Annotated in this window: 24 protein-coding genes; 14 read left to right on the top strand and 10 right to left on the bottom strand. The window is 71.5% G+C overall.

What is annotated here, in order from left to right:
* Positions 1-47: 47 nt before the first annotated feature.
* A complete protein-coding gene (locus tag ACSHV8_RS20770) occupies positions 48-1,586 on the top strand; it encodes an acyl-CoA synthetase (RefSeq protein ID WP_436535394.1) in 1,539 nt (512 codons plus the stop codon).
* Between the two features lie 16 nt (positions 1,587-1,602).
* On the opposite strand, the gene ACSHV8_RS20765 is transcribed toward ACSHV8_RS20770, so the two are convergent.
* On the bottom strand, positions 1,603-2,010 hold the full coding sequence (locus ACSHV8_RS20765) for a hypothetical protein (RefSeq protein WP_436535393.1): 408 nt from the start codon (positions 2,008-2,010) through the stop codon (positions 1,603-1,605).
* 185 nt (positions 2,011-2,195) lie between these two features.
* Here ACSHV8_RS20765 and ACSHV8_RS20760 point away from each other — a divergent pair, with 185 nt between their 5' ends.
* On the top strand, positions 2,196-2,879 hold the full coding sequence (locus ACSHV8_RS20760; protein WP_436535392.1) for a VOC family protein: 684 nt from the start codon (positions 2,196-2,198) through the stop codon (positions 2,877-2,879).
* A gap of 9 nt (positions 2,880-2,888) precedes the next feature.
* Here ACSHV8_RS20760 and ACSHV8_RS20755 read toward each other — a convergent pair whose 3' ends face one another.
* Entirely contained in the window at positions 2,889-3,668 is a 780-nt protein-coding gene (locus ACSHV8_RS20755) for a crotonase/enoyl-CoA hydratase family protein (RefSeq protein ID WP_436535391.1), read from the bottom strand.
* A gap of 56 nt (positions 3,669-3,724) precedes the next feature.
* Here ACSHV8_RS20755 and ACSHV8_RS20750 point away from each other — a divergent pair, with 56 nt between their 5' ends.
* Both ACSHV8_RS20750 and ACSHV8_RS20745 read left to right on the top strand, forming a co-directional pair.
* Positions 3,725-5,329 carry an acyl-CoA synthetase gene (locus tag ACSHV8_RS20750; protein WP_436535390.1) on the top strand — a complete coding sequence of 535 codons (1,605 nt, stop codon included), beginning with the start codon at positions 3,725-3,727 and terminating at the stop codon, positions 5,327-5,329.
* Positions 5,319-6,416 (top strand): NAD(P)H-dependent flavin oxidoreductase, encoded by a 1,098-nt coding sequence (locus tag ACSHV8_RS20745; RefSeq protein WP_436535389.1) that lies wholly within the window; start codon positions 5,319-5,321, stop codon positions 6,414-6,416. Before ACSHV8_RS20750 ends, ACSHV8_RS20745 begins: the two co-directional genes overlap by 11 nt.
* Here the strand turns inward: ACSHV8_RS20745 and ACSHV8_RS20740 are convergent.
* Complete coding sequence (locus ACSHV8_RS20740) at positions 6,409-7,386, bottom strand: alcohol dehydrogenase catalytic domain-containing protein (RefSeq protein ID WP_436535388.1); 978 nt, start codon at positions 7,384-7,386, stop codon at positions 6,409-6,411. The genes ACSHV8_RS20745 and ACSHV8_RS20740 overlap by 8 nt on opposite strands.
* A gap of 89 nt (positions 7,387-7,475) precedes the next feature.
* Here ACSHV8_RS20740 and ACSHV8_RS20735 point away from each other — a divergent pair, with 89 nt between their 5' ends.
* The 3 genes from ACSHV8_RS20735 to ACSHV8_RS20725 are packed head-to-tail and all read left to right on the top strand — an operon-like array spanning position 7,476 to position 10,551.
* A complete protein-coding gene (locus tag ACSHV8_RS20735; RefSeq protein WP_436535387.1) occupies positions 7,476-8,633 on the top strand; it encodes a hypothetical protein in 1,158 nt (385 codons plus the stop codon).
* Positions 8,634-8,636: 3 nt separating this feature from the next.
* A complete protein-coding gene (locus ACSHV8_RS20730) occupies positions 8,637-9,410 on the top strand; it encodes an SDR family oxidoreductase (protein WP_436535386.1) in 774 nt (257 codons plus the stop codon).
* A gap of 22 nt (positions 9,411-9,432) precedes the next feature.
* Positions 9,433-10,551, top strand: a complete 1,119-nt coding sequence (locus tag ACSHV8_RS20725) for a sulfotransferase family protein (RefSeq protein ID WP_436535385.1) — start codon at positions 9,433-9,435, stop codon at positions 10,549-10,551.
* Here ACSHV8_RS20725 and ACSHV8_RS20720 read toward each other — a convergent pair.
* Genes ACSHV8_RS20720 through ACSHV8_RS20710 form a run of 3 tightly spaced genes read right to left on the bottom strand, consistent with a single transcriptional unit; the run spans position 10,544 to position 13,239 of the window.
* Positions 10,544-11,416: a TIGR03619 family F420-dependent LLM class oxidoreductase gene (locus ACSHV8_RS20720; RefSeq protein WP_436535384.1), complete on the bottom strand. Its 873-nt coding sequence runs from the start codon at positions 11,414-11,416 to the stop codon at positions 10,544-10,546. The genes ACSHV8_RS20725 and ACSHV8_RS20720 overlap by 8 nt on opposite strands.
* Positions 11,413-12,069, bottom strand: coding sequence for an acyl-CoA dehydrogenase family protein (locus ACSHV8_RS20715; protein ID WP_436535383.1), 657 nt, complete (start codon positions 12,067-12,069; stop codon positions 11,413-11,415). The genes ACSHV8_RS20720 and ACSHV8_RS20715 overlap by 4 nt, the downstream gene beginning before the upstream one ends.
* A 9-nt stretch (positions 12,070-12,078) precedes the next feature.
* Positions 12,079-13,239 (bottom strand): acyl-CoA dehydrogenase family protein, encoded by a 1,161-nt coding sequence (locus ACSHV8_RS20710; protein WP_436535382.1) that lies wholly within the window; start codon positions 13,237-13,239, stop codon positions 12,079-12,081.
* Between the two features lie 67 nt (positions 13,240-13,306).
* Between ACSHV8_RS20710 and ACSHV8_RS20705 the strand changes: the two genes are divergently transcribed.
* From ACSHV8_RS20705 to ACSHV8_RS20675, 7 genes are all read left to right on the top strand, one after another.
* Positions 13,307-14,440, top strand: a complete 1,134-nt coding sequence (locus ACSHV8_RS20705; protein WP_436535381.1) for an acetyl-CoA C-acyltransferase — start codon at positions 13,307-13,309, stop codon at positions 14,438-14,440.
* 47 nt (positions 14,441-14,487) lie between these two features.
* Positions 14,488-15,408, top strand: coding sequence for an ATP-binding cassette domain-containing protein (locus ACSHV8_RS20700; RefSeq protein WP_436535380.1), 921 nt, complete (start codon positions 14,488-14,490; stop codon positions 15,406-15,408).
* A complete protein-coding gene (locus tag ACSHV8_RS20695; RefSeq protein ID WP_436535379.1) occupies positions 15,405-15,932 on the top strand; it encodes a hypothetical protein in 528 nt (175 codons plus the stop codon). The genes ACSHV8_RS20700 and ACSHV8_RS20695 overlap by 4 nt, the downstream gene beginning before the upstream one ends.
* Before the next feature lie 3 nt (positions 15,933-15,935).
* The gene (locus tag ACSHV8_RS20690; RefSeq protein WP_436535378.1) at positions 15,936-17,072 is read left to right on the top strand and encodes a histidine kinase; all 1,137 of its coding nucleotides are present in this window, start codon (positions 15,936-15,938) and stop codon (positions 17,070-17,072) included.
* Positions 17,065-17,715, top strand: a complete 651-nt coding sequence (locus ACSHV8_RS20685; protein ID WP_436535377.1) for a response regulator — start codon at positions 17,065-17,067, stop codon at positions 17,713-17,715. Before ACSHV8_RS20690 ends, ACSHV8_RS20685 begins: the two co-directional genes overlap by 8 nt.
* A gap of 126 nt (positions 17,716-17,841) precedes the next feature.
* Entirely contained in the window at positions 17,842-18,324 is a 483-nt protein-coding gene (locus ACSHV8_RS20680) for a hypothetical protein (protein ID WP_436535376.1), read from the top strand.
* A 65-nt stretch (positions 18,325-18,389) separates the two neighbouring features.
* Positions 18,390-19,016, top strand: a complete 627-nt coding sequence (locus tag ACSHV8_RS20675) for a hypothetical protein (RefSeq protein ID WP_436535375.1) — start codon at positions 18,390-18,392, stop codon at positions 19,014-19,016.
* Positions 19,017-19,270: 254 nt separating this feature from the next.
* Here the strand turns inward: ACSHV8_RS20675 and ACSHV8_RS20670 are convergent, their stop codons facing one another.
* Genes ACSHV8_RS20670 through ACSHV8_RS20655 form a run of 4 tightly spaced genes read right to left on the bottom strand, consistent with a single transcriptional unit; the run spans position 19,271 to position 22,555 of the window.
* Positions 19,271-20,314, bottom strand: coding sequence for an NAD(P)H-dependent flavin oxidoreductase (locus ACSHV8_RS20670; RefSeq protein WP_436535374.1), 1,044 nt, complete (start codon positions 20,312-20,314; stop codon positions 19,271-19,273).
* Positions 20,311-20,997, bottom strand: a complete 687-nt coding sequence (locus ACSHV8_RS20665; RefSeq protein WP_436535373.1) for a CoA-transferase subunit beta — start codon at positions 20,995-20,997, stop codon at positions 20,311-20,313. The genes ACSHV8_RS20670 and ACSHV8_RS20665 overlap by 4 nt, the downstream gene beginning before the upstream one ends.
* On the bottom strand, positions 20,994-21,821 hold the full coding sequence (locus ACSHV8_RS20660) for a CoA transferase subunit A (protein WP_436535372.1): 828 nt from the start codon (positions 21,819-21,821) through the stop codon (positions 20,994-20,996). Before ACSHV8_RS20660 ends, ACSHV8_RS20665 begins: the two co-directional genes overlap by 4 nt.
* Positions 21,818-22,555 (bottom strand): enoyl-CoA hydratase family protein, encoded by a 738-nt coding sequence (locus tag ACSHV8_RS20655; protein WP_436535371.1) that lies wholly within the window; start codon positions 22,553-22,555, stop codon positions 21,818-21,820. Before ACSHV8_RS20655 ends, ACSHV8_RS20660 begins: the two co-directional genes overlap by 4 nt.
* Positions 22,556-22,598: the final 43 nt, after the last annotated feature.

The raw sequence follows: 22,598 nt of genomic DNA, 5'->3' as shown, positions 1-22,598 counted from the left end.
TGCCTAACGCCTGTTCGGCGACTGGAACGCGTTATAGAGTGACGCTCATGAGCGAGATCGGGCTGTGGAACATCGCGGACCGGGACCCGCACGGGACCGCGGTCGTCGACCCGGACGGGCGCGTCGTCACGTACGGGGAACTGGCCGCCGAGGCCGACCGGATCGGGCGCGGCCTGCAGGCGCTCGGACTGGTCCCGGGCGACACCGTGGCGATGCTGTTGCCCAACGGCGCCGACCTGCTCGCGGTCGAGTTCGCGACCATGCAGATCGGGCTCTACTCGGTGCCGCTGAACTGGCATCTGACCGCCGCCGAGATCGCGTACATCCTGCGTGACAGCGGCGCCGAGGTGTTCGTCGCCCACTCCCGGTTCGCGCCGGCCGCCGTGGACGCGGCCGAGGAGTCCGGGGTGCCGGCGCGGCTCGCGGTGGGGGAGGTGCCCGGATTCGAGCCGCTCGCCGCCATCGGCCCCGGATCGGGGCGGCCCGAGCCGCGCACCGCCGGGGCGCTGATGGTCTACACGTCGGGCACGTCCGGGCGGCCCAAAGGGGTGCGGCGGCCGTTGACCGGGGCCGACCCTGACGCCGTACCCCAGGTGTCTCTGTGGTTTTTCGGTCTTTTCGGTCTTGAGCCCCATGACGGGCACGTGCATCTGTGCTGCTCGCCGCTCTACCACACGGCGGTGATGAACTTCGCCGTGATCTCGCTGCAGCTCGGGCATCCGGTCGTGGTGATGGACCGGTGGGACCCGGACGAGATGCTACGGCTCGTCGAACGCCATCGAGTCACTCACAGTCACATGGTGCCGACCCAGTTCCGTCGCCTGCTGGCCCTACCGGCATCGGTCCGGGCGAGCCACGACCTGAGCTCGATGCGCGTGATGATCCACGGCGCCGCGCCCTGCCCGCACGAGGTCAAACGCCGGATGCTGGACTGGTGGGGTCCGGTGGTGGTCGAATACTACGCGGCCAGCGAGGGCGGCGGCACCCTGATCACCGCGGCCGACTGGCTCAAACGCCCCGGATCGGTCGGCCAGGCCTGGCCCGGTTCCCGGGTCCGCGTGCTCGACGCCGACGGTTCCGACGCCCCGCCCGGCGAACCCGGCACGGTGTACCTGCAGATGGGCGACGCCACCTTCGAATACCTGGGCGACGCCGAGAAGACCCGCCGGTCCTGGCACCACCGCATGTTCACCGTCGGTGACATCGGATACCTGGATGACGACGGCTACCTCTACCTCTGCGACCGCAAGAGCGACGTCATCATCACCGGCGGCGTCAACGTCTACCCCGCCGAGATCGAGAACGAACTGGCCGGCCACCCGGCCGTCGCCGACGTCGCCGTCTTCGGCATCCCCCACGACGAGTGGGGCGAGGAGATCAAAGCGGTGATCCAGCCCTCCCCGGGCGCTGCGGCCGGCCCGTCCCTGACCGCTGAGCTGCTGGAATTCCTCACCGCCCGGGTGGCCAAGTTCAAACTCCCCAGAACCATCGAGTACGTCGATGAGCTGCCCCGCGACCCCAACGGCAAACTCTACAAACGCCTCCTCCGGGACCCCTACTGGTCCGGCCGAGACCGCGCCATCTGAGTCCGCCGGGGTGTCCCTACTCGGTATCGGAGATCAACGCGGCGGCGGTCTCCTTGCTGATGATGACGCTGTTGTCGTGGATCGCGCTGTTCACCAGGATGCCCTGACACTCCGGGTCACCGGCCGCGATACCCAGCAGCGCCTCACCCGACATGCCCGCGTTGAACTGCGGCCCGTACTTACGGGCGAAAGCCTCCGGATCGGCGAACGTGAGCAGCCGCCACTGCCCATCGCCGTAATCGGTCCGGCCCACACCGACCGACCCGTCGGACACCAAGCCCCCTTGCCCGTCCGGCACCGGAGTCCCGCTGACCCGGACACCGACGATGGACGACCGGAAGAGCACGACGAACCGCTCATAGGTCGCCGCATCCTCGTCCCGCACATGCTCAGCCATGACATCCGACAGTGGCGTCTCGCTCATGACCGCGAACCTACCGCCCCCACCACACCTCCGGGTTCAGCGGGCCGGAGGCACCGCCTGACTGGCCCGCCGCCCTTCCCGGTCGAGGGGCTCGGCAAGGGGAGACCGGCCGGTGGTTGCGACAATGCTGCTGCGGATGGGCAGCCCGGGCGCCTGTCGTTGATGCCGATGGCGAGGGGGTCAGTGTGGGCACGGACATCCACTGGGTGGTCGCGGTGATCGATCGCCCGTTCGGCAAGGTGGACGAGGCAGCCCGGTTCTGGGCGGCGGTGTCCGGCACTGTCGCCCAGCCGGTGAAGCATGACCGGTTCATCGAGTTGCGCCGGCCCGACGTGGACGACTGGCTGTTGGTGCAGGGTGTGCTGGACGGTCCGCCCGGCATCCACCTGGATTTCTCGGTGGGCGACCCGGACGCGTTCGTCCGGCAGGCCACGGCGGCGGGTGCCACGGTGTCCGCCGACCACGGCTCCTGGCAGGTGCTGACCTCGCCGGCCGGGCTGGCGTTCTGTGTCGCCGCATGGAAGGGGGAGCACCGTCGGGAAACGCTCACCCGGGTGGATCAGGTGTGCCTCGACCTGGCACCGTCCGAGTTCGACGCCGAGCTGGCCTTCTGGGCGACGCTGACCGGGTGGCCGGTCGACGGTGCCCACGCCCGGCTGCGGCCCACCGGCCCGATTCCGATCGGTCTTCGCCTGCACCGGCTCGATGGAGAGCAGCCGGCCTCCGCCCATCTCGACGTCGCCTGCTCGGAGGTCTCGGCCACCCGGGCCCGGCATGAGCGGCTCGGTGCCACTTTCGTCGGCGCCGGCCCGCACGGGCCCGTCTTGCTCGATCCGGCCGGAGCCCCCTACTGCTTGGAGCACCGCTGAAGATCCAGGTCAGCGTCCTTTGAATTGCGGGGTGCGCTTCTCGATGAAGGCGCGCGGCCCCTCTTTCGCGTCTTCGCTCCGGAACACCGCCATCCCGATCTTCGACTCCACGGCGAACGCGTCGTTCTCGGCCAGCCCTTCGGTCTCCCGGATGGTCCGCAGGATGGCCTGCACGGCGACGGGCCCGTTGGCCGCGATCATCTCGGCCAGTTCGAGGGCTTTGCCGAGTGCCTCTCCATCTGCCACCACGTGACCGATCAGTCCGGCGTCCCGAGCTTCGGATGCGCTCAGTTGCCTCCCGGTGACCAGCATTTCCACCGCGATGGTGTACGGGATCTGCCGCACCAACCGCACAGCCGAGCCCCCGAGCGGGAACAGTCCCCACCGCGCCTCGGACACCGCGAACCGCGCGCTCGCACCGGCCACGCGTACATCCGTGGCCTGCAGGATCTCGGTTCCGCCGGCCACGGCCGGCCCTTCGACGGCGGCGATCAGCGGTTTGCTGAGCCGCCGGCCTTTGAGCAGCGCGTCGATCCGTGACAGGTCGGCGCCGTCGAAGGTGTCCCCGGGGTGGGACGACGTCATGGCCCGCAGGTCGGCCCCGGCGCAGAACGCGCCCCCGGCCCCGGTCAGCACGGCGACCCGGATCTCCGGATCGTCGTCGACCCGGTCCCAGGCGTCCCGCATGATCGCCATCATCTCGGCCGAGAGCGCGTTGCGGACCCGCGGCCGGTTCATCGTGACGATCAGGATCGGTCCGCGCTGGTCGACGATCGCGTGCGGCTCCACAAGTGCCCCCTAGCCGAGTCCTTGCCAGGAACGATAACAGGTTCTACTTTCTGATGATGGCGGCAAATATTGCGGACCTGTTCGAGCACGCGGTCGACGCCTTCGGGCCGCGGACCGCGGTGTGCTTCGGCGAGCAGGAGATCAGCTACGCCGAGTTGGAGGGGCAAGCCAACCGCCTGGCGCACTTCCTGCATGATCGCGGAGTCGCGCCCGGTGACCACGTCGGGCTGTACGCCGGCAACTCGATCGAGGCCGTGGTGGCCATGCTCGCCATCTACAAGCTGCGCGCCGCGGTCGTCAACGTCAACTTCCGGTACGTCGAGAACGAGTTACATTTTCTCTTCGCCGACGCCGGCCTGACCGCCCTGATCCACGACCGTCGTTTCGCGCACCGGGTCGCGGCCGTGCTGCCCACCGTGCCCGGCCTGCGCACCGTGGTGGTGCTGCCCGACGGCACCGGCGGTGAGGCCGACGGCGTCCCGTACGAGGACGCGGCCGGCGACCCGGGCCGGGACTTCGGTGAGCGCTCGGCCGACGACCTCTACCTGCTCTACACCGGCGGCACCACCGGATACCCGAAGGGCGTGCTCTGGCGGCACGAGGACGTTTGGCGTGCGCTCGGCGGCGGCGTCGACTTCATGACCGGCATCCCCCTGGACGACGAGTGGCAGCAGTCGCAGCGCGGCCTCGGCGCCGACGGCATGGTCCGGCTCTGCCTGGCCCCGCTGATCCACGGCAACGCGCAGTGGGCCGCCCTGATGGCCCTGTTCGCCGGCGACACCGTGGTGATGCTGCCGCACTTCGACGCGCACGAGATCTGGCGGACCGTCGACCGGCGCCGGGTCAACGTGGTCGTGCTGATCGGTGATGCGATGGCCCGCCCGCTGATCGAGGCGTTCGCGTCCGGCGGCTACGACGGCTCGTCGGTCGTCGCGGTCTCATCCAGCGGCGCCCTGTTCTCCCCGGTGGTCAAGCGGCAGTACCTCGAACTGCTGCCGAACGTGCTGGTCACCGACGCGATCGGCGCCTCCGAGACCGGCTTCACCGGGCTCGGCGTGGTCGCCGACGTGCCCGGCGGCGCGATCGAGGACCCGCGCGTCATGCCCGGCCCGGACACCGTGGTGCTCGGGGACGACAACCGTCCGGTGCCGCCCGGCGGGGTCGGCCGGCTGGCCAAGAGCGGCTACCTCCCGCTCGGCTATCACAACGACCCGGAGAAGACCGCCGCCCTGCTGGCCGACGTGGACGGCGTCCGGTACGCGTTCCCGGGCGATCTGGCGCGGCTGGAGGAGGACGGCACGATCACCCTGCTCGGGCGGGGCAGCACGTGCGTCAACACCGGCGGCGAGAAGGTCTTCCCGGAGGAGGTCGAGGGCGCGCTCAAGACCCACCCCGACGTCTTCGACGCCCTGGTCATCGGCGTCCCGGACGAGCGGCTGGGCCAGCGGGTGGCCGCACTCGTGCAGGCCCGTCCGTCGGCGAAGCTCGACCTGGCCGCCGTCGAGGAGCACCTGCGCGAGCGGATCGCCGGCTACAAGGTGCCCCGCGCGGTCTGGCTGGTCACCGAGATCCACCGCACGATCAGCGGCAAGGCCGACTACCGCTGGGCCCATCAGTACGCCTCCGAGCACCCGGCCGAGGAGCCCACCCATGCGGACTGACCTGTGCGAACGTCTCGGCATCAAGTACCCGGTGGTCGGCTTCAGCCCGTCCGAGCAGGTGGTCGCCGCGATCAGCCGGGCCGGCGGCCTGGGCGTGCTCGGCTGCGTCCGGTTCAACGACCCCGACGAACTCGAATCGGTCCTGAGGTGGCTCGACGATCAAACCCAGGGTTTCCCGTACGGCGTCGACGTCGTCATGCCCAGCCATGAACCCACCGAGGGCGTCGCCGTCGACCTCGACCGGATGATCCCCGAGGGACACCGCGACTTCGTCGAGCGAACCCTGCTGCGCCTGGGCGTGCCCCCGCTGGACGTCGACGCGGAGCGGCGGGCCGGCGTGCTCGGCTGGCTGCACTCGGTGGCCCGCTCGCACGTCGAGGTCGCCCTGAACCACCCGATCCGGTTGATCGCCAACGCGCTCGGCCCGCCGCCGGCCGACGTGATCGCCCGCGCCCACGACCACGGCGTCCTGGTCGCCGCCCTCGCGGGCCGGGCCGGTCACGCCCGCAGCCACGTCGCCGGCGGCGTCGACATCGTGGTCGCCCAGGGCTACGAGGCCGGCGGGCACACCGGCGAGATCGCCAGCATGGTCCTGGTGCCCGAGGTGGTCGACGCGGTGGGCGAGGACGTGCCGGTGCTGGCCGCGGGCGGGATCGGCAGCGGACGGCAGGTCGCGGCCGCCCTCGCGCTCGGCGCTCGCGGCGTGTGGATGGGCTCGGTCTGGCTCGGCACGGCCGAGTATCAGAGCGCCCCGGCGCTGCGCGAGGCGCTGCTCAGGGCCGGCTCGTCGGACACCGTGCGCAGCCGGATCTACTCCGGAAAACCGGCCCGGCTGCTGCGCAACCGCTGGACCGATGCGTGGAGCGACGAGCAGGCACCGCGTCCGCTGCCCATGCCGCTGCAGAACCTCCTGGTCGCCGAGGCACACACCCGGCTGATGGAGTCCGGCGATCCGAGCGTCGTCCCGATGCCGGTCGGTCAGATCGTCGGCCGGATGAACGAGGTCCGGCCGGTCGCCGACGTGATGGCCGACCTGGTCGCCGAGGCCGACGAGACCCTGGCCCGCCTCGGCAAGCTGATCAACTGAGGACGACGACGGCGCGGCCGGTGAGCGTGCCGGCCGCCAGCATCTCGTACGCCTCGGTGGTCCTGTCGAAGGGGAATTCCTGGACCTGATTGCGGATCAGCCCGGCCCCGGCCAGGGCGATCACCTCCTGCGCGTCGGCGATCGACGAGCCCTGGAACGTGAACACCTCGCCGTCCGCGGGCAGCGTCCCGAACCACGGGCGTTGCAGACGTCCGCCGGCCGAGCCGATCAGCCCGTACGCCCCGCCGGGCCGGACCGCGGCGATCCCGGCCCCGATCGTCTCGTCGGTGCCGACGAAGTCGAGCACGACATCCGCCTTTCCGGTCAGGGAGGTCGCCGCGTCGAGGCAGGAGTGGGCACCGACCGACTCCGCGTACGCGCGCCGGCTGTCCGAGACGTCCACGGCGACCACCCGCGCGCCGGTCAGGATCCGCAGGAACTGCACGGCGAACGCGCCCAGTCCGCCCGCACCGACCACCACCGCGGTGCCGCCGGGTGCGATCCGCGGCCGGGCCCGTCGCACCGCGTGATAGGCGGTCGCACCCGCGTCGGTGAGCGGCCCGGCGTGCCGCGGATCCAGCCCGCCCAGCGGCAGCACCCCGCGGCGGTCGGCCACCACGTAGTCGGCCAGCCCACCGTCCAGGCCGTACCCGCGGCCGGTCAGCCCGCGCGGGCAGGCGTTGTCCATCCCGCGCACGCAGAGCCGGCAGGTGCCGCAGGAGGCGGCCGTGACCAGGGCGACCGGCGTCCCGTCGGGCAGCCACCCGGCCGTCTCGTGCCCGAGCGTGAACGGCATCCGCCAGCCGAGGCGCTCGCCCGCCGCCCGGGGCATCCGCCGCATGGTCAGGTCGGAGCGGCACAGCCCGCACCCGGCGACCCGGACCAGGACCTGTCCCGGCCCGGGCGCCGGCTCGGCCACCTCGCAGTGCTCCGGCGGGCGGTCCCAGCCGGTCATCCGATACGCGCGCATGAGCCCAAGAGTGAAACACGTTCTAACGCCGGTCAAGCGTCCGATGAACCGACGTTGACCCGAAGTTAGAACGCGTTCTAGCATGAGTCGTGCTTACCGAGCCGTTCGCCCAAGCCGTCGCGCAGGCCGAGCGCGTCATCGCCGAAGCCCCCCATCTGCGCGGCGAGCAGGACCTGGTCGAGGGCCACGACTATCTGGCCGGCGGCATCCGGGCCTCGATCCAGATGGCCTGGGCCTACGACCGGGACTTTCCGTACTTCGTGCGCTCCACCGGTCCGTACACCAAAATGGGTCTGGATAATCCGGACACTCTGTATTTCCACGCCTGGTTGCGCGACGACGCCGAGTATGTGGTGACCGGCCGCCGCGGCAGCACCACCGACCTGAGTTTCCAGATCCTCGACGGCTCCTACTCGCCGGTCGACGTGCCGGACAGCCTGGCCGCGTTCGACGACCGGGCGATCGACATCGACGCCGACGGAAGCTTCGAACTCCGGTTCGGGCCGGGCCTGAGCGGCCGCAACGCGTTCTCGCTGGCCCCCGGCTCGGCCATGCTGGTGGTGCGCGAGGTGTTCAGCGACTGGGCGACCGAACAGCCCGGGATGCTGCGCATCCACCGGGCCGATCGCGTCGGCGCCGGGCCCGCGCCACTCACGCAGGAATTACTGACCCGACGGTACGCCGTGGCGGGCAAGATGCTCGTCGGACGGATCCGCACGTTCCTCGCCTTCGCCGAGCGCTTCTACCTGAACCTGCCGGTCAACACGCTGACCTCGCCCCGCCCGACCCCGGGCGGCCTGTCCACGCAGTACTCCTCGGTCGGGCACTACGAGCTCGCCGACGAGCAGGCCATGGTCGTCACCGTCCCGGTCTCCGACGCGCCCTACCAGGGGCTGCAGCTCGGCAGCATGTGGTACGTCTCGCTGGACTACGCCAACCACCAGACCAGCCTCACGGTCCCGCAGGCGCGGATCGACCCGGACGGCATGATCCGGTACGTGATCAGCGAGCGCGACCCGGGCGTGGCCAACTGGATCGAGCGCACCGGTCACGACCGCGGCTACGTGCAACTGCGCTGGCAGCGCCTGTCCCGCTCGCTCACCGCGGCCGACGGCCCCCGGGTCGACCTGATCGCCGTCGACGACCTGCCCAAACAGTTGCCGTACCACGAGCCGATCACCCCGGCCGCGTGGCGGGAACGGATCGCCGCCCGGCAGGCCGCCACCGCGGCCCGGATGCTGGGCTGAACCGTGCTCACCGACAAGGTCGTCCTGGTCGCCGGGGTCGGACCCGGACTGGGCCAGGCGGTCGCGGTCCGGGCCGCCCGGCACGGCGCCGATGTGGTCCTGGTCGCCCGCACCGAGTCCTACCTGGCCGAGGTGGCCGGCAAGGTGACCGCGGCCGGCCGCCGCGCGCTCGTCGTGCCCACCGACCTGGCCGACGATGACGCCGCCGCCACGCTCGTGCGGGCCGCCCTCGACGAGTTCGGCCGTGTCGACGGACTGGTCAACAACGCGTTCGTGATGCCGCCGATGCGCAGCCTGGGCAAGGTCGACCTGGACGACCTGCGGACGAGCTTCGACGCCAACGTGCTGGCCGCGCTGCGACTGACCCGGCTGCTCACGCCCGCCCTGATCGAGTCCGGCGGCGCGGTCGTCATGGTCAACTCGGCCGTGCTGCGGCACTCGCGGCACCCGTTCGGGCCGTACAAGCTGGCCAAGGCCGGCCTGCTGGCGGTCGCGCAGAACCTGGCGAGCGAACTCGGCCCGAAAGGGGTGCGGGTCAACTCGGTGGCGCCCGGCTGGATCTGGGCCGACAGTCTGCGCATGTGGTTCGACTACCAGGCGGCCCAGCGCGAGGTGCCACCCCGGCAGATCTACGACGAGATCGCCGCCACCACCGACCTGCGCCGCCTGCCCGAACCCGACGAGGTCGCCGACGCCGTGCTGTTCCTGCTCTCCGGGCTGGCCCGCGGCATCACCGGGCAGTGCCTGGACGTCAACTGCGGCGAATTCCACCACTGACGGCTCGGTTCGGGAGGCGGATATGCGCAGCACGCGCACCGACGTCGGCACGATCGAGGACCTGCACGCGTCGGCGACCCGGCTTACCGGCCTCGACGACTTCGGCGGGGACGACCACCTCGAAGGGATGGGGGTGCTGCTGACCTCGTACGGGAAAGAAGCAAGCCTGACCCCGGACGGCAGCAGGATGAGCAGGGGGTTGATGCGCGCAGCGCTGATTTCCCGCCTGCTCAGCGAGGCCGCGTGGAAGCAGTTCCCGCAGCGGGCGCCGGTCGTGCGGCCGGTCTTCGTGACCGGGCTGCCGCGCACCGGGACCACCGCGTTGCACCGGCTGCTCACCGCCGACCCGGCCCATCAGGGCCTGGAGCTGTGGCTGACCGAGGCGCCGCAGCCGCGCCCGCCACGGTCGATGTGGGAGGAGAACCCGGTCTACGCGATGTTGCGGGCGGGATATGAGCAGCACCATGCGGAGCATCCGTCGTTCGCGGGGGCGCACTGGACCGCGGCCGACCAGGTCGAGGAGTGCTGGCGGCTGCTGCGGCAGTCGATGACGTCGGTGTCGTTCGAGTGCCTGGCCCGGATCCCGGGCTACTCGGCGTGGCTGGCCGGGCAGGACTGGACCGCCGCGTATCGGCGCCACCGGCGCAACCTGGAACTCATCGGCCTGCACGACCCGGAACGGCGCTGGGTGCTGAAGAACCCCAGCCACCTGTTCGCGCTGGACGCGCTGCTGGATGCGTACCCGGACGCCGTGGTGATCCAGACCCATCGCGCGCCGCGGACCGTGATCGCCTCGGTGTGCAGCCTCAACGCGCAGGCATCGGCCGGATGGTCCACGGTGTTCCGGGGTGAGGTGCTCGGGCGGGCGCAGCTCGCACTGTGGTCGCGCGGGCTGCGCACGTTCGCGGCCGATCGGGCCCGGCACGACCCGGCCCACTTCGTCGACGTCGACTACGACGACTTCGTGGCCGACCCGATCGCCACGGTCGAGAGGATCTACCAGCGCCTGGGCGTGCCGCTGAGCGCGGCCGCCCGGGCGGCGATGACCGCACCGAGGACCGGCCGGAACGGGCCGGCGCATCGCTACGACCTGGCCGACTTCGGCCTGACCGGCGCGGACGTGGACGCCGCGTTCAGCTGAACTCGGCGATCACCTCGTCGGCGAAGCGGCGCAGGCCGTCCTTCTTGGCCGACAGCGGGCCGTCGAAGCCGGTGCCGTAGAAACGCCACGGCACCACGATCGCGTCGGTCACGCCGGCGTCGGCCTGCTGGCGGAAACCGTCCAGCCCGAAACGGTCGACGCAGACCGCCTGGATCTCGAAGGGCTGATCGGCCCGGCCGTACTCGGCTCGCAGCTCGGCCAGGCGGGCGATGGTCGCGCGCAGGTCGTCGAAGCGCATCATCGCCGACGACCAGCCGTCGCCGGCCCGGGCGGCCCGGCGCAGCGCGACGTCGGCGTGACCACCCACGTAGATCGGGACCGGTGCGGTGGGGGCCGGGCTCATCTGCAGCCGGCCGAAGTCGAAGTGCTTGCCGTGGAACTCGACCGTGCCGCCGCCCAGGATCAGCTTCAGCACCTCGATCGCCTCGTCGCCGCGGGCCCCCCGGTCGGCGAACGGGGCGCCGCACCACAGCGACTCCTCCGGCGACCAGCCGAGCCCGACACCCAGGCCGAACCGGTTGCCGGTCAGGTGCGCGACCGATCCGACCTGGCGGGCGAGGAGCACCGGGTTGCGCGGGCCGAGCTTGAGCACCTGGGTGTAGAACCGGATGCGGCTGGTGGCGGCGCCCAGCGCGGCGGCCGTGACGAGCGGATCCGACCAGGGTGTGTCGGCCGACCAGAAACGGCTCCCGTCCGAGGTGTACGGATATTTCGCGCTGACCTCCTCGGAGTAGAAGAGCGAGTCGGGCAGCGCGATCGACGCGAAACCGCACTCCTCGGCGGTCCGCGCCAGATCGATGAGCTGGTCGAGGGGGCTGAGCGCGATGCCGAGGCTGAACTTCATCCTCGAACTGTAACCTGTTCTAATTCCACCGGGAAGGTGTCGGCCAGCGCCAGCAACTGCCGGGTGGCCCCGCCGAGCAGGAACTCGTGGCGCTTCGCGGCCAGGAAGTAACGGTGCAGCGGATACTCGAGGTCGAGCCCGACACCGCCGTGCAGGTGAACCGCGGTGTGCAGCACCCGGTGACCGGCCTCGGCCGCCCAGAAGCCCGCGGTGGCGACGTCGGCCTCGGTCCGCGACCAGGCGGCCTGCCACATCGTGAGGCGCAGCGCCTCGACGTCGATGTGGGCGTCGGCCAGCCGCTGCGCGACCGCCTGGAACGAGCCGATCGGGCGGCCGAACTGGACCCGGGACCGGGCGTACCCGGCGGTCATCTCCAGGGCGCGCTCGACCACCCCGAGCTGAGCCGCGCAGACCCCGACCGTGGGGTGGGCGACCGTCTCCAGGTAGGGCACGTCGGCCGCGGCCCGGCCCAGCTCGACCAGGACCGCGCACTGCTCGACCAGGCCGTACCCCTGGCCGCCCTCGTCCTTCGGCAGCGTCGCGTTCACCACCCCGGCCTCGTTCAGGGCCGGCCACAACGGACGACCGGAGGCGATCAGGTCCCGGGTCAGCGCGGCCAGATCGCGGGCCGCCTCGGTCAGTTCGAAGTCCATCGTCCGCCCCTAACGCCTGACCGGCAGGCCGAGCGCGCCGGCCGCGATGATGTCGCGCTGCACCTCGTTGGCGCCGCCACCGAACGTCAGGATCAGCGACGCCCGGTGCATCCGCTCGATCCGGCCCTGCAGCAGCGCGCCCGGAGCGCCGCCGCGGATCGTGGCGGCCGGGCCGAGCACCTCCATCAGCAGCCGGTACGCCTCCACGGCGAGCTCGGTGCCGTACACCTTGCCGGCCGATGCCTGAACCGCCGCCGGTGGGCCGTCCGCGCCGACCGCCACCCGCCAGTTCAACAGCTTCAACACCTCGGTCTTGGCGTGCACCCGGGCCAGGTGCAACCGCACCCACTCCCGCTCGATCGCCCGGGTCCCGACCGCCCACGCGGTGACCTCGTCGAGCGCGCGGCGCAAGGGGGCGGCCGAGGTGAGCGCGACCCGCTCGTGGTTGAGCTGATCGGTGATCAGCCGCCAGCCCTCGTTCTCGGCGCCGACCCGCGCGGAGACCGGCACCCGGACGTCGGCGTAGTAGGTGGCGCTGGTGGTCGGACCGGCCATCGTGCGCACCGGCGTCCACGAGAACCCGGGCGCGTCGGTCGGCACGACCAGGATCGACAGACCCTTGTGGCGGGGTGCGTCGGGATCGGTGCGACAGGCCAGCCACACGTAGTTCGCGTACCGGATCAGGCTGGTCCACATCTTCTGGCCGTTGATCACGTACTCGTCGCCGTCCCGGACCGCGCGGGTCCGCAACGCCGCGAGATCGGTGCCGGCCTCGGGCTCGGAATAGCCGATCGAGAAGTGCACCTCACCGGCCGCGATCCGCGGCAGCAACTCGGCCCGCTGCCGATCCGAGCCGTGCCGGGCGATCGTCGGACCGACCGTGTAGATCGTCAGGAACGGTACCGGGACCCCGGCCATGGCCGCCTCGTCGGCGAAGATCAGCTGATCCATCCGGGACCGCCCGCCCCCGCCGTGCTCGACCGGCCAGCCCAGCGCCAGCCAGCCGTCCCGGCCCAGCCGGCGCACGACCGACCGGTAGGCCTCGCCGTCGCCGTATTCGCCGTCGTCGTCGGTGAGCGCCGCCCGCAGATCCGGCGTCATCAGGCCGGCGAAGTACGCCCGTAGCTCCTGACGGAGCTTCTCCTGCTCCGGTGTGTATCCCACATGCATTGCGCCCGCCCGGGGTCCTGGATTAGAACAAGTTCTAGTAGAGTCCATCCGGCCGAAGGGGTCAACCGTGGAAACTGCCCACCTGGTCGCGGCGGCCCGCACCCCCGTCGGGCGACGCGGCGGCGGCCTGTCCGGCGTGCACCCGGCCGACCTGGCCGGACACGTCATCACCGCCGCCCTCGACCGCGTCGGTCTCGACCCGGGCCTGGTCGACGACGTGATCCTCGGCTGCGTCGACACGCTCGGGCCGCAGTCCGGCGACATCGCACGGACCGCGTGGCTCGCGGCCGGCCTGCCCGAACACGTGCCCGGGGTGACCGTCGACCGGCAGTGCGGATCCGGCCAGCAGGCCGTCCACTTCGCCGCGCAGGCGGTCATGAGCGGGACGGCCGACCTGGTGGTGGCCGGGGGAGTGCAGAGCATGAGCCGGGTGCCGATCGGCAGCGCGATGAGGCCCGACGGGCCGTACCGGGGATCCCGCGGCTGGGCGGCCCGCTACGGTTCGGACGAGGTCGATCAGTTCCGCAGCGCCGACGAGATCGCCGCCAAGTGGTCCCTGACCCGGCGCGAGCTGGAGGACTGGGCCCTGACCAGCCACCGCCGAGCCATCCAGGCCGTCGACCAGGGCCGCTTCCTCGCCGAGATCGCACCGACCGCCAGGAGCAACACCGATGAGGGGCCGCGCCGGGACACGAGCGCCGAACGGATGGCCGGGCTCGCCCCGCTGCGACCCGGCGGCGTCACCACGGCCGCCACCTCCAGCCAGCTCGCCGACGGCGCCGCGGCCCTGCTGGTCGCCTCCGGCCGGGCGCTGCACGAATACGGCCTGCGCTCCCGCGCCGTCATCCGCCACCTGTCGGCCCGCGGCGGCGACCCGATCCTCATGCTCACCGCCCCGATCGAGGCCACCGCGCACGCCCTGAACCGCGCCGGCCTGCGCATCGCCGACATCGACCGCTTCGAGGTCAACGAGGCCTTCGCCGGCGTCCTTTTGGCCTGGCTCCACGAAACCGGCGCCGACCCCTCCCGGGTCAACGTCAACGGCGGCGCGATCGCCCTCGGCCACCCCCTCGGCGCGACCGGCGCCCGCCTGCTCACCAGCCTCCTGCACGAGCTGGAGCGTTGCGACGGCCACTACGGTCTGCTCACCATGTGCGAAGGCGGCGGCCAGGCCAACGTCACCATCATCGAACGTCATTAGCGGCGCTGTGGTACCGCGGTACCACGCCGGATGAGCACCGTGGTCGGATGGCTGGCCGCCCGGCCGTCCGTAACGTCGGCCCGGTGATCGAGGTTCACGACCTGACCAGGACGTACGGCGGCGTCACGGCGGTGCGGAACGTGTCGTTCCGCCTGGAACCCGGCTCCCTGCACGGGCTCGTCGGCCCGGCCGGCGCCGGCAAGTCCACGACGCTGCGCCTGATGGTCGGTCTGGAGCGGGTCACGTCCGGCCGGTGCCGGTTCGACGGCCGGTCCTACCGTGATCTGGCATACCCGCTGCGGGAGGTCGGCGTCCTGCTCGCCCCGCCGCCGGCGCACCCCGGCCGCACCGGCCGCGACCACCTGCGGATCCTCGCCCGGACCCACGGGATCCCGGACCGCCGCACCGACGAGGTCCTGGAGATGACCGGGCTGGCCGACGTCGCGCGACGGCGGGCCGGCGTCTATTCCCCGGTCCTGCGGCAGCGGCTCGGCCTGGCCGGTGCGCTGCTGGGTGACCCGCCGGCCCTGCTGCTCGACGATCCGGCGGCCGGACTGGACCCGGACGGTGTCGCCTGGCTGCGCGCCCTGCTGCGCACGCTCGCCCGGGAGGGCCGCACCGTCCTGGTCACCGGCCGCCTGACCGGCGGGTCGGCCCACGACATGGACCGGCTGATCATTCTCGGGCGAGGCCGGGTGCTCGCCGACGCGCCGGCGGCCGAGGTGATCTCGCGGCACACGGTCCCGGCGGTGCGGGTCCGCACCGACCGCCCGGACGACCTGGAGAAGCTGCTGCGCGGGCGCGGCGCGGCCGTCGCCCTGCGCCCGGACGGCCGCCTGGAGGTCACCGGGCTGACCTCGGCCGACATCGCCGGGCTGGCCGTCCGCGCCGGGATCCTGCTGGTCGAGAACACCCCGGTGCACGCCTCCCTCGAGGACGTCTACCTGGCTCTGGCTCGCGGCCGATGATCCGCCTGGTCGCGGCCGAGTGGCTGAAACTCCGTACCCTCACATCGTTTTGGATCTGCGCGGGAACCGCGCTGGTTCTCACCCCCGCCGCCGCGGCGCTGTCCGGACGCCTCGCCGCCGTGGTCCTCCAGGCGGTGATCATCGTGGTGGCGGCCGTCGTGCCCGGTTCGGAGTACGCCACCGGAACCATCCGGACGACGTTGCTGGCCACTCCCCGGCGGATCGCCGTGATGACCGCGAAAGCCCTGGTGGTGACCACGGTCGCGGTGGTGCTCGGGGCAGCGAGCCTGATACCGGCCTACGCCGTCGATGTGCGCTACGGCACAGTCCTCGGCGCGCTGACCGTCGATATCGGATACTGCGTGCTCGTGGCGCTGTTCGCGTTCGCCGTCACGCTCGCCGTCAAACACACGGCGTCCGCTGTCAGCCTCGCCCTCAGCGCCGTCCTGCTGGTCAGATTGGTGCTGATGGTGGTGAGCATGATGGTCGGGGCCGACCCGTCGACGGCTCTCGGGAACCTCTGACCCGTGGAACCCGACACCGGGATCCGGGTCTTCTGGGCCAACCATCCCCACCTGGCCACCGTCATCATCGTCGTGATCAGCCTCGCGGCCGGCCTCGACTTCGACATGCTGACCGGTGACATGACCCGCGCCGGTTGGCAGGCGGTCGCCCTCAACACCGTGATCTCGCTGGCGCTGATCTGGCGGCGGTCGTGGCCGTGGGCGGTGCTGGCGGTGACCGTGACCGGCGACGCCCTGTCCGGCGACACCCAGCTGTTCGCGTTCGCCGTGGTGATGTATTCGCTGGTCGTGCACCGCTCGTTGCAGGCCGCGACGATCGGCGCGGTGCTCTCGCTGGCCGTGCTCGGGGTGGTCACCTACGAGCGCGAGGGCCACTACGGGCTCGGCCCCTTCATCGGCCTCTACGGGCTCGCGGTGATCATTCCGGTGCTGGTCGGCGCGACCGTCGCCACCCGCCGTCGGCACGTGCGGTCGCTGGAGGACCGGGCCGCCCGGCTGGCCCGGGAGAAGGAGCAGGAAGGCAAGCTGGCCGCGGCCCGCGAGCGCGTGCGGATCGCCCACGACATGCACGACATCGTCGCCCACAACCTGACCATCATGGTCCGGCTGGCCGACGGTGCGACCGCGGTCGCCGACACCGACCCGGAGCGTTCCGCCAGAGCCGTGCAGCGGGTCGCCGCGCTGGGCCGGGAGGCGATGACCGACATGCGCCGGCTGCTCGGCGTGCTGCGCGACGACAGCCCGGACACCCCCGGTGACCTGGAGAGCCTGATCGAGACGTTCCGGATCGCCGGTCTGCCGGTGACCCTGCGCCGCCACGGGCCGGATCCGGCCTCACCGGGTGTGCAGCGGGTGGTGTTCCGGGTCGTGCAGGAGTCGCTGACGAACGCGCTGCGCTACGCCGACCGGCCCTCCGACGTCCTGGTCGACCTGGACTACGGCGACGACCCGATCCGGATCGTGGTCGCCGACGACGGCCGGGGCACCACGCCGGCCCCGTCGGTCGGCAGCGAGCAGGGCCTGAACGCGATGCGCGAACGAGTCGCCATGTACGGCGGCACCGTCGAGGCCGGCCGTCAGGTGGTCGGATGGACCGTACGAGTAACCCTGCCCCATCCCGCAGAAGGCGCCGATGTCTGAGATAACCCTGCTGCTCGTGGACGACCAGGAGTTGCTGCGTGAGGGCATGGCCATGGTCCTCGGCGCGACGCCCGGCCTGCGTATCGTCGGTGAGGCCGGCGACGGCCGGGCCGGTGCCCTGCTGGCCCGGGACCGCCGCCCCGACGTGGTGCTGATGGACGTCCGGATGCCGATCATGGACGGGATCGAGGCGACGCGGGACATCGTCGCCAACTGTCCCGGCACCCGGGTCCTCATCCTGACCACGTTCGACCTGGACGAGTACGCGTTCACCGGCCTGCGCGCCGGGGCCAGCGGTTTCCTGCTCAAGGACGCGCCTTCGGCCGACCTGATCGACGCGGTCCGCACCGTCGCGGCCGGCGCGGCGGTGGTCTCGCCCCGGATCACCCGGGCCCTGCTCGACCACTACCAGGGCGGGCGGGCCCCCGACCCGGTCGGCGCGACCCTGCTGGAGGAGCTGACCACCCGGGAACGGGAGGTGCTGGTCGCGATCGGCCGTGGACTGTCCAACCCGGAGATCGCCGGGGAGTTGTTCCTGTCCGAGTCGACGGTGAAGACCCATGTCGGCCGGGTGCTGGCCAAACTCGGGGCCCGTGACCGGGTGCACGCGGTGATCTGGGCGCACACGAACGGGCTCGTCTGAGTCGCGTGGTACCGCGGTACCACGCGGGATGAGCACCGTGGTCGGATGGCCGTCCGGCGGGGCGTCCGTAGGGTCATTCCCATGAACGAGGTCGATGAAAACGGCCTCTGAACAGAGGAATGTGTCATGACCACCAGAACCCGCGTCAACCCCCTCGTGATCTGGGCGCCGGTCTCGGTCGCCGTGCTCGTCGCCGCGTTCGTGGCCTGGATCGGCTGGCCGGTCGGGCCCGCCCAGTTGCCGGAAGGCGCCTCGACCGTCGACGTCTATCTGATCAGTGACGAGCTGAGCAAGCCGGCCGAGCGCGGCCAGACCGACGGCTGGTTCGGCGGTCTGGGCCTGCCGTGCGGCACCGACGCGTGGTACGTCGAGGCGAACAACACCGCGATGTGCGCGACGCTGGACGGCCCGAAGGGCACCGTCGTCGTGAACACCAGCGACAAGCAGATCTCCCTGCCCGACGCGTCGCAGGCCGCGCTGAAGGCCTGGGCCACCGAGGCCGACGCCGGCGCCGAGCAGCCCACCACCCGCATCCTGCTGGTGCAGGACAGCACCGCGGTCGCGGTCGTCGGCCTGGCCAGTCCGGCCACCGCCGCCCCGGTCGACTAGCCCCACTCCCGAATCACACGACGTCCGTGGCACAGTCGCGCCCTTTTCCGAGAACAGGAAGTCCGATGAACACCACAATCTCCCGAATCAGTGCCGTCGCCGCCCTCGTGCTCGTCTCCGCCACCGCGCAGGCGTGCTCGGCCGGAACGAAGACGACCACTACCGCGCCGTCCGCCGCCCCGGCCGCCACCACCTCGGCGGCCCCGGCCGCCACCAAGCGCGTGGAGCCGGTCGTCAAGAGCGCTCCGCGGAGCAAGCCGGTCGCCCAGAAGCCCAAGCTGCCGGAGGCGCAGTCCCTCGTCACGGTCACGGCCGCGGGCTCCGGCGCCTCGATCACCGACCTGGGCAAGGGCTATCTGAGCGCCTCGAAGAAGGGCACGGCGCTCCGGTTCCACCTGATCCACACCGACGACAAGACCAACAACTATCAGTTCAGCCTGGCCGGCCCCAAGAATCTGTGCCTTGAACAGGCCCTCGACCCGTTCGGCAGTCTCCGGCTGAAGCCGTGCGACATCGAGAAGGCCGAGCAGCTGTTCGTGATCACGCCTGCCGCCGACGGATACTACGTCGGCAGCAAGCACGCCGAGTACCTCTACCAGGGCGTCGGCGACGTCGCGTCGTTCGACGTCACCCCCGACTTCGAGCCCGGCCACTGGACCTTCGTGGTGAAGGGCTCCGAGCCGCTCGACTGACCGGGCCGAACCTGCCCGATGCCCGGCCCACCACGGCCGGGCATCGGGTGTTTCCCCAAAATCAAGATCAAATTCTTCATGTCCCATCTCCGCTGTGGTCCTTCTGGGCAGCTCCCGCGGGGACCCTTCCGGGATTCGCAGGGCCGTGGCCGGCCCAGAACGCGAATCCCTCCAGGGCGGCCTCCGCGGTGGTCAGGGCCACCCCAAAGCCCATTGGCCGCCAGGCGTCATGGATTCGTGGGAAGCAACCCTGATCACCCGGCCAGGGCGGCCAGCCGGGCGTCGGCGTCTCTCATGATGCGGTTGATGAGGTCGGCGCAGGAGGGCAGGTCGTCGATCAGGCCGGCTACCTGGCCCGCCGACATGACGCCGGACGATGAGCGGCCCTCCACCATGGAAGCGCGCAGCATCGCCGGGGTGTTGGCCGCCATCAGGGTTTGGGCCCAGGTCAGGGAGCGCCCCTGCCGGGTCGCCCGTCCCGCCCGGAGCAGGTCGGGCCAGGACAGGCCGGTCGAACGGCGGTAGGCGGCGGCGTTGCGTAAGGCCCGGATCAGGCCGGAGAGGCGGCCGGCACGTTCCAGGGAGTCGACGAACGGGGTTCGCAGGACGCGGTGCGGGACCCCGTCGACCCGGGTGGTGACGACGGTTCCGGTGAGGCCGGCGGCCAGGTAGCGGCGTTTGACGTCGAGGGCGACCGGGCTGTCGGTGGTCAGCAGGAAGCGGGTGCCCATGGCGATACCGGACGCGCCGTAGGCGAGCGCCGCCACCAGGCCCCGCCCGTCGAAGAAGCCGCCGGCCGCGACCACCGGGATGCCGACCGCGTCCACCACCTGCGGAAGCAGCAGCGTGGTCGGGACCGGCCCGGTGTGGCCGCCACCTTCACCCCCCTGGACCAGGACCGCGTCGACGCCCCACTCGGCGACCTTCTCGGCGTGGCGGCGCGCCCCGACCGACGGCATGGTCAGGACGCCGCCGTCGGCGCAGCGCCGGATCAGGTCGCGGCTGGGGGCGAGCGCGAACGACGCGAGGCGCACCTGATGCCGTACGAGAAGATCGATTTTGTCTTCGGCGTCCGCGGCGTCGGCGCGGATGTTGACGCCGAACGGCGCGTCCGTGCCGGTCTTGATCTTCTCGATGGTGGTGCGCAGTTCGTCGACGGTCATCGTGGCCGAGGCGACGATGCCGAAGCCGCCGGCCGACGAGGTGGCCGTGACCAGGGCGGCGCCGGCGACGTAGCCCATGCCGGTCTGCACGATCGGATGCGGACAGCCGAGCAGGTCGGTGAGACGGGTCCTCATCGGAACTCCCGGCGGCCGTCCGGGTCGAGCCGGTCGCGCAGCAGCGTGATTTCCTCGGCGGTGGGAAGGCGCGACTCCGGCACGTCCGGTGGCACGGTGATCGGGAAACCGGTCGCGGCCAGCACCTCGCCGACCGTCACGCCGGGGTGGGTCGAGCGCAGCCGCATCGACCGGTCCGGCGTGGCGAAGTCCAGCACGCACAGGTTGGTCACCACGACCCGGATCTCGACGGCGCCCCGGTCATGACCGATTCCGGACACCAGGTCGACGTGGTCGACGAAGACGCGCGGTTCGTGGCGGGGCACCCAGTAGCTGGTGGTGTGGTTGATCGTGTTGCCCGGCGCCCCGCGGACGCCCAGCAGCTGCCGGGTCGGCTTTCGCCAGTCGCCGACGCAGGAGATGTTCTGGTTGCCGAACCGGTCGAGCTGGCTCGCGCCCATCATCACGTGCCGGGTGCCGGCCGCGACCACGCCGAACACCGCCCGGTAGGGCAGCCAGCCCTCCGGCTCGTCGTCGTGGGTCAGCGTGGCCTCGCCGTCGGTGAGCAGCAGCGACGGCTCGAACGTGAGCTGCGCGAGGCGGGCGCCGAGCCGGGGGATAAGGCCGGTCGGCGACGCGAGGACGGGGCCGTCGCCGCGCCACGCGTCGGCGCAGGCGACCACGCACACGTCGGCCCGGCTCATCGCGCGGCCACCGCTTTCTGGTAGTGCTCCTCGTCGCCGTCCAGATAGGTGGCGCGGAACGTCTCCCAGTCGGCCGTCGCATACTCCCGCTGGAACGACTCGTCGCGATCATAATCGGGCACGCAGCTGGTGAAGTGTGCGCCGTGGGGCGTCTCGACCACGCCGTCGACCATCATCCGGTTGAGCAGCAGGCCCTGCGGCGGCCCACCCTCCACCAGTTCCGCGGTGCTGACCAGGCGCTCGCAGGAGACGAAACGGCGGCGCGCGGCCAGGCAGAACAGATCGTCGAAGTACGGGTCCGGGCCGAGATATCGCGCATTGCCGCCCGTGTCGGCACGGTTCAGGTGGACCAATGCGGCGTCCAGAGTGATCGCCGGCATCGCGATCAATTCACTGCCATCGGCGTACGGCGAAATCAGGGTTCGAAGTTCGGGGTTGATCTTCAGAATGTCGGAGCCGAGGCCGGCGCGGATCGGCAGGAACGGCAACCGGTTGGCCGCGGCGAGCAGGCCCCAATAGAGCATGCCCTCGTCATATTCGGTCAGCTCGACGGTCCCGCTCTGTCGCGCCCGCCCGAAGTGCGGTTCGAGCGGGATGCTGTCGAGCGACACGAACCCGGTGACCACCCGGCGCACGCACCCGGCGGCGACCAGCAGTCCCACGTCCGGCCCGCCGAACGAGACCACGGTCAGGTCGCGCAGCCCGGCCCGGCCGATCGCCCGGATCAGCGCCATCGGTTTGCGGCGCGACCCCCAGCCGCCGACGCCGATGGTCATGCCGTCCCGCAGTTCGGCGACCACGTCATTGACGCTCATCACGGTCATCGGCCCTCCATGAAATGGCGCCGGGCGCGGTCACCGGCGCCGTTGAGGTTGAGCTCGAACGTGAATCCCTGCTCGAACCGGTACGACCGCTTCACGTCGACCGGATCGATGCCGTTGAGGACCTGCTTGGCCGCCCGGATCACCACCGGATCCTTGGCCGCGATCGACTCGGCCACCGCTCTGGCCGCAGCGGAGAGTTCCGCGACCGGCACGACCTCGTGGACGGTGCCGAAGCGGTGCAGGTCGGCGGCGGTGACCGGCCGGCAGGTGTAGACCATCGCCCGCATGAGCTGCGGCGGGACCAGTCGGGCGAGGTGGGTGGCGGCGCCGAGCGCGCCCCGGTCGACCTCGGGCAGGCCGAACGTGGCGTCGTCGGCGGCCACGATCAGATCGGCATTGCCGACCAGGCCGACACCGCCGCCGAGGCAGAAGCCGTGCACGGCGGCGATGATCGGAACCGGACAGTCGTAGACGGCGGCGAACGCGGCGGCGCACCCCCGGTTGGCCGCCAGCAGCACCTCGTGGCCCGCGGAACGCTGCATCTCCTTGATGTCGACCCCGGCGCAGAAGCCCCGGCCCCGCGCGGACAGCACCACCACCCGGGTCGCCGGGTCGTTCCCGGCCGCGCCGACCAGGTCGGCGATGGACTGCCAGCCGGCCGCCGGCACCGCGTTGACCGGCGGAAAGTCGATCACCACCTCGGCGACGGCGCCGGTTTCGAGGTGTACGCCCATGCCGCGAGTCTAACCAAGCGCTTGCTTGGTCGGCTAGCATCGC

This window comes from Actinoplanes sp. HUAS TT8, assembly GCF_051380535.1.
Taxonomy (GTDB): domain Bacteria; phylum Actinomycetota; class Actinomycetes; order Mycobacteriales; family Micromonosporaceae; genus Actinoplanes.
This window is presented reverse-complemented; position numbering and strand designations above follow the sequence as displayed.

Excerpts from the sequence above, each read along its gene's own strand:
- ACSHV8_RS20770 (WP_436535394.1), top strand. The coding sequence starts at position 48 with ATGAGCGAGATCGGGCTGTGGAACATCGCGGACCGGGACCCGCACGGG.
- ACSHV8_RS20765 (WP_436535393.1), bottom strand. The coding sequence starts at position 2,010 with ATGAGCGAGACGCCACTGTCGGATGTCATGGCTGAGCATGTGCGGGAC.
- ACSHV8_RS20750 (WP_436535390.1), top strand. The coding sequence starts at position 3,725 with ATGGCGGCAAATATTGCGGACCTGTTCGAGCACGCGGTCGACGCCTTC.
- ACSHV8_RS20745 (WP_436535389.1), top strand. The coding sequence starts at position 5,319 with ATGCGGACTGACCTGTGCGAACGTCTCGGCATCAAGTACCCGGTGGTC.
- ACSHV8_RS20740 (WP_436535388.1), bottom strand. The coding sequence starts at position 7,386 with ATGCGCGCGTATCGGATGACCGGCTGGGACCGCCCGCCGGAGCACTGC.
- ACSHV8_RS20725 (WP_436535385.1), top strand. The coding sequence starts at position 9,433 with ATGCGCAGCACGCGCACCGACGTCGGCACGATCGAGGACCTGCACGCG.
- ACSHV8_RS20720 (WP_436535384.1), bottom strand. The coding sequence starts at position 11,416 with ATGAAGTTCAGCCTCGGCATCGCGCTCAGCCCCCTCGACCAGCTCATC.
- ACSHV8_RS20715 (WP_436535383.1), bottom strand. The coding sequence starts at position 12,069 with ATGGACTTCGAACTGACCGAGGCGGCCCGCGATCTGGCCGCGCTGACC.
- ACSHV8_RS20710 (WP_436535382.1), bottom strand. The coding sequence starts at position 13,239 with ATGCATGTGGGATACACACCGGAGCAGGAGAAGCTCCGTCAGGAGCTA.
- ACSHV8_RS20700 (WP_436535380.1), top strand. The coding sequence starts at position 14,488 with ATGGCTGGCCGCCCGGCCGTCCGTAACGTCGGCCCGGTGATCGAGGTT.
- ACSHV8_RS20695 (WP_436535379.1), top strand. The coding sequence starts at position 15,405 with ATGATCCGCCTGGTCGCGGCCGAGTGGCTGAAACTCCGTACCCTCACA.
- ACSHV8_RS20685 (WP_436535377.1), top strand. The coding sequence starts at position 17,065 with ATGTCTGAGATAACCCTGCTGCTCGTGGACGACCAGGAGTTGCTGCGT.
- ACSHV8_RS20680 (WP_436535376.1), top strand. The coding sequence starts at position 17,842 with ATGACCACCAGAACCCGCGTCAACCCCCTCGTGATCTGGGCGCCGGTC.
- ACSHV8_RS20675 (WP_436535375.1), top strand. The coding sequence starts at position 18,390 with ATGAACACCACAATCTCCCGAATCAGTGCCGTCGCCGCCCTCGTGCTC.
- ACSHV8_RS20670 (WP_436535374.1), bottom strand. The coding sequence starts at position 20,314 with ATGAGGACCCGTCTCACCGACCTGCTCGGCTGTCCGCATCCGATCGTG.
- ACSHV8_RS20665 (WP_436535373.1), bottom strand. The coding sequence starts at position 20,997 with ATGAGCCGGGCCGACGTGTGCGTGGTCGCCTGCGCCGACGCGTGGCGC.
- ACSHV8_RS20660 (WP_436535372.1), bottom strand. The coding sequence starts at position 21,821 with ATGACCGTGATGAGCGTCAATGACGTGGTCGCCGAACTGCGGGACGGC.
- ACSHV8_RS20655 (WP_436535371.1), bottom strand. The coding sequence starts at position 22,555 with ATGGGCGTACACCTCGAAACCGGCGCCGTCGCCGAGGTGGTGATCGAC.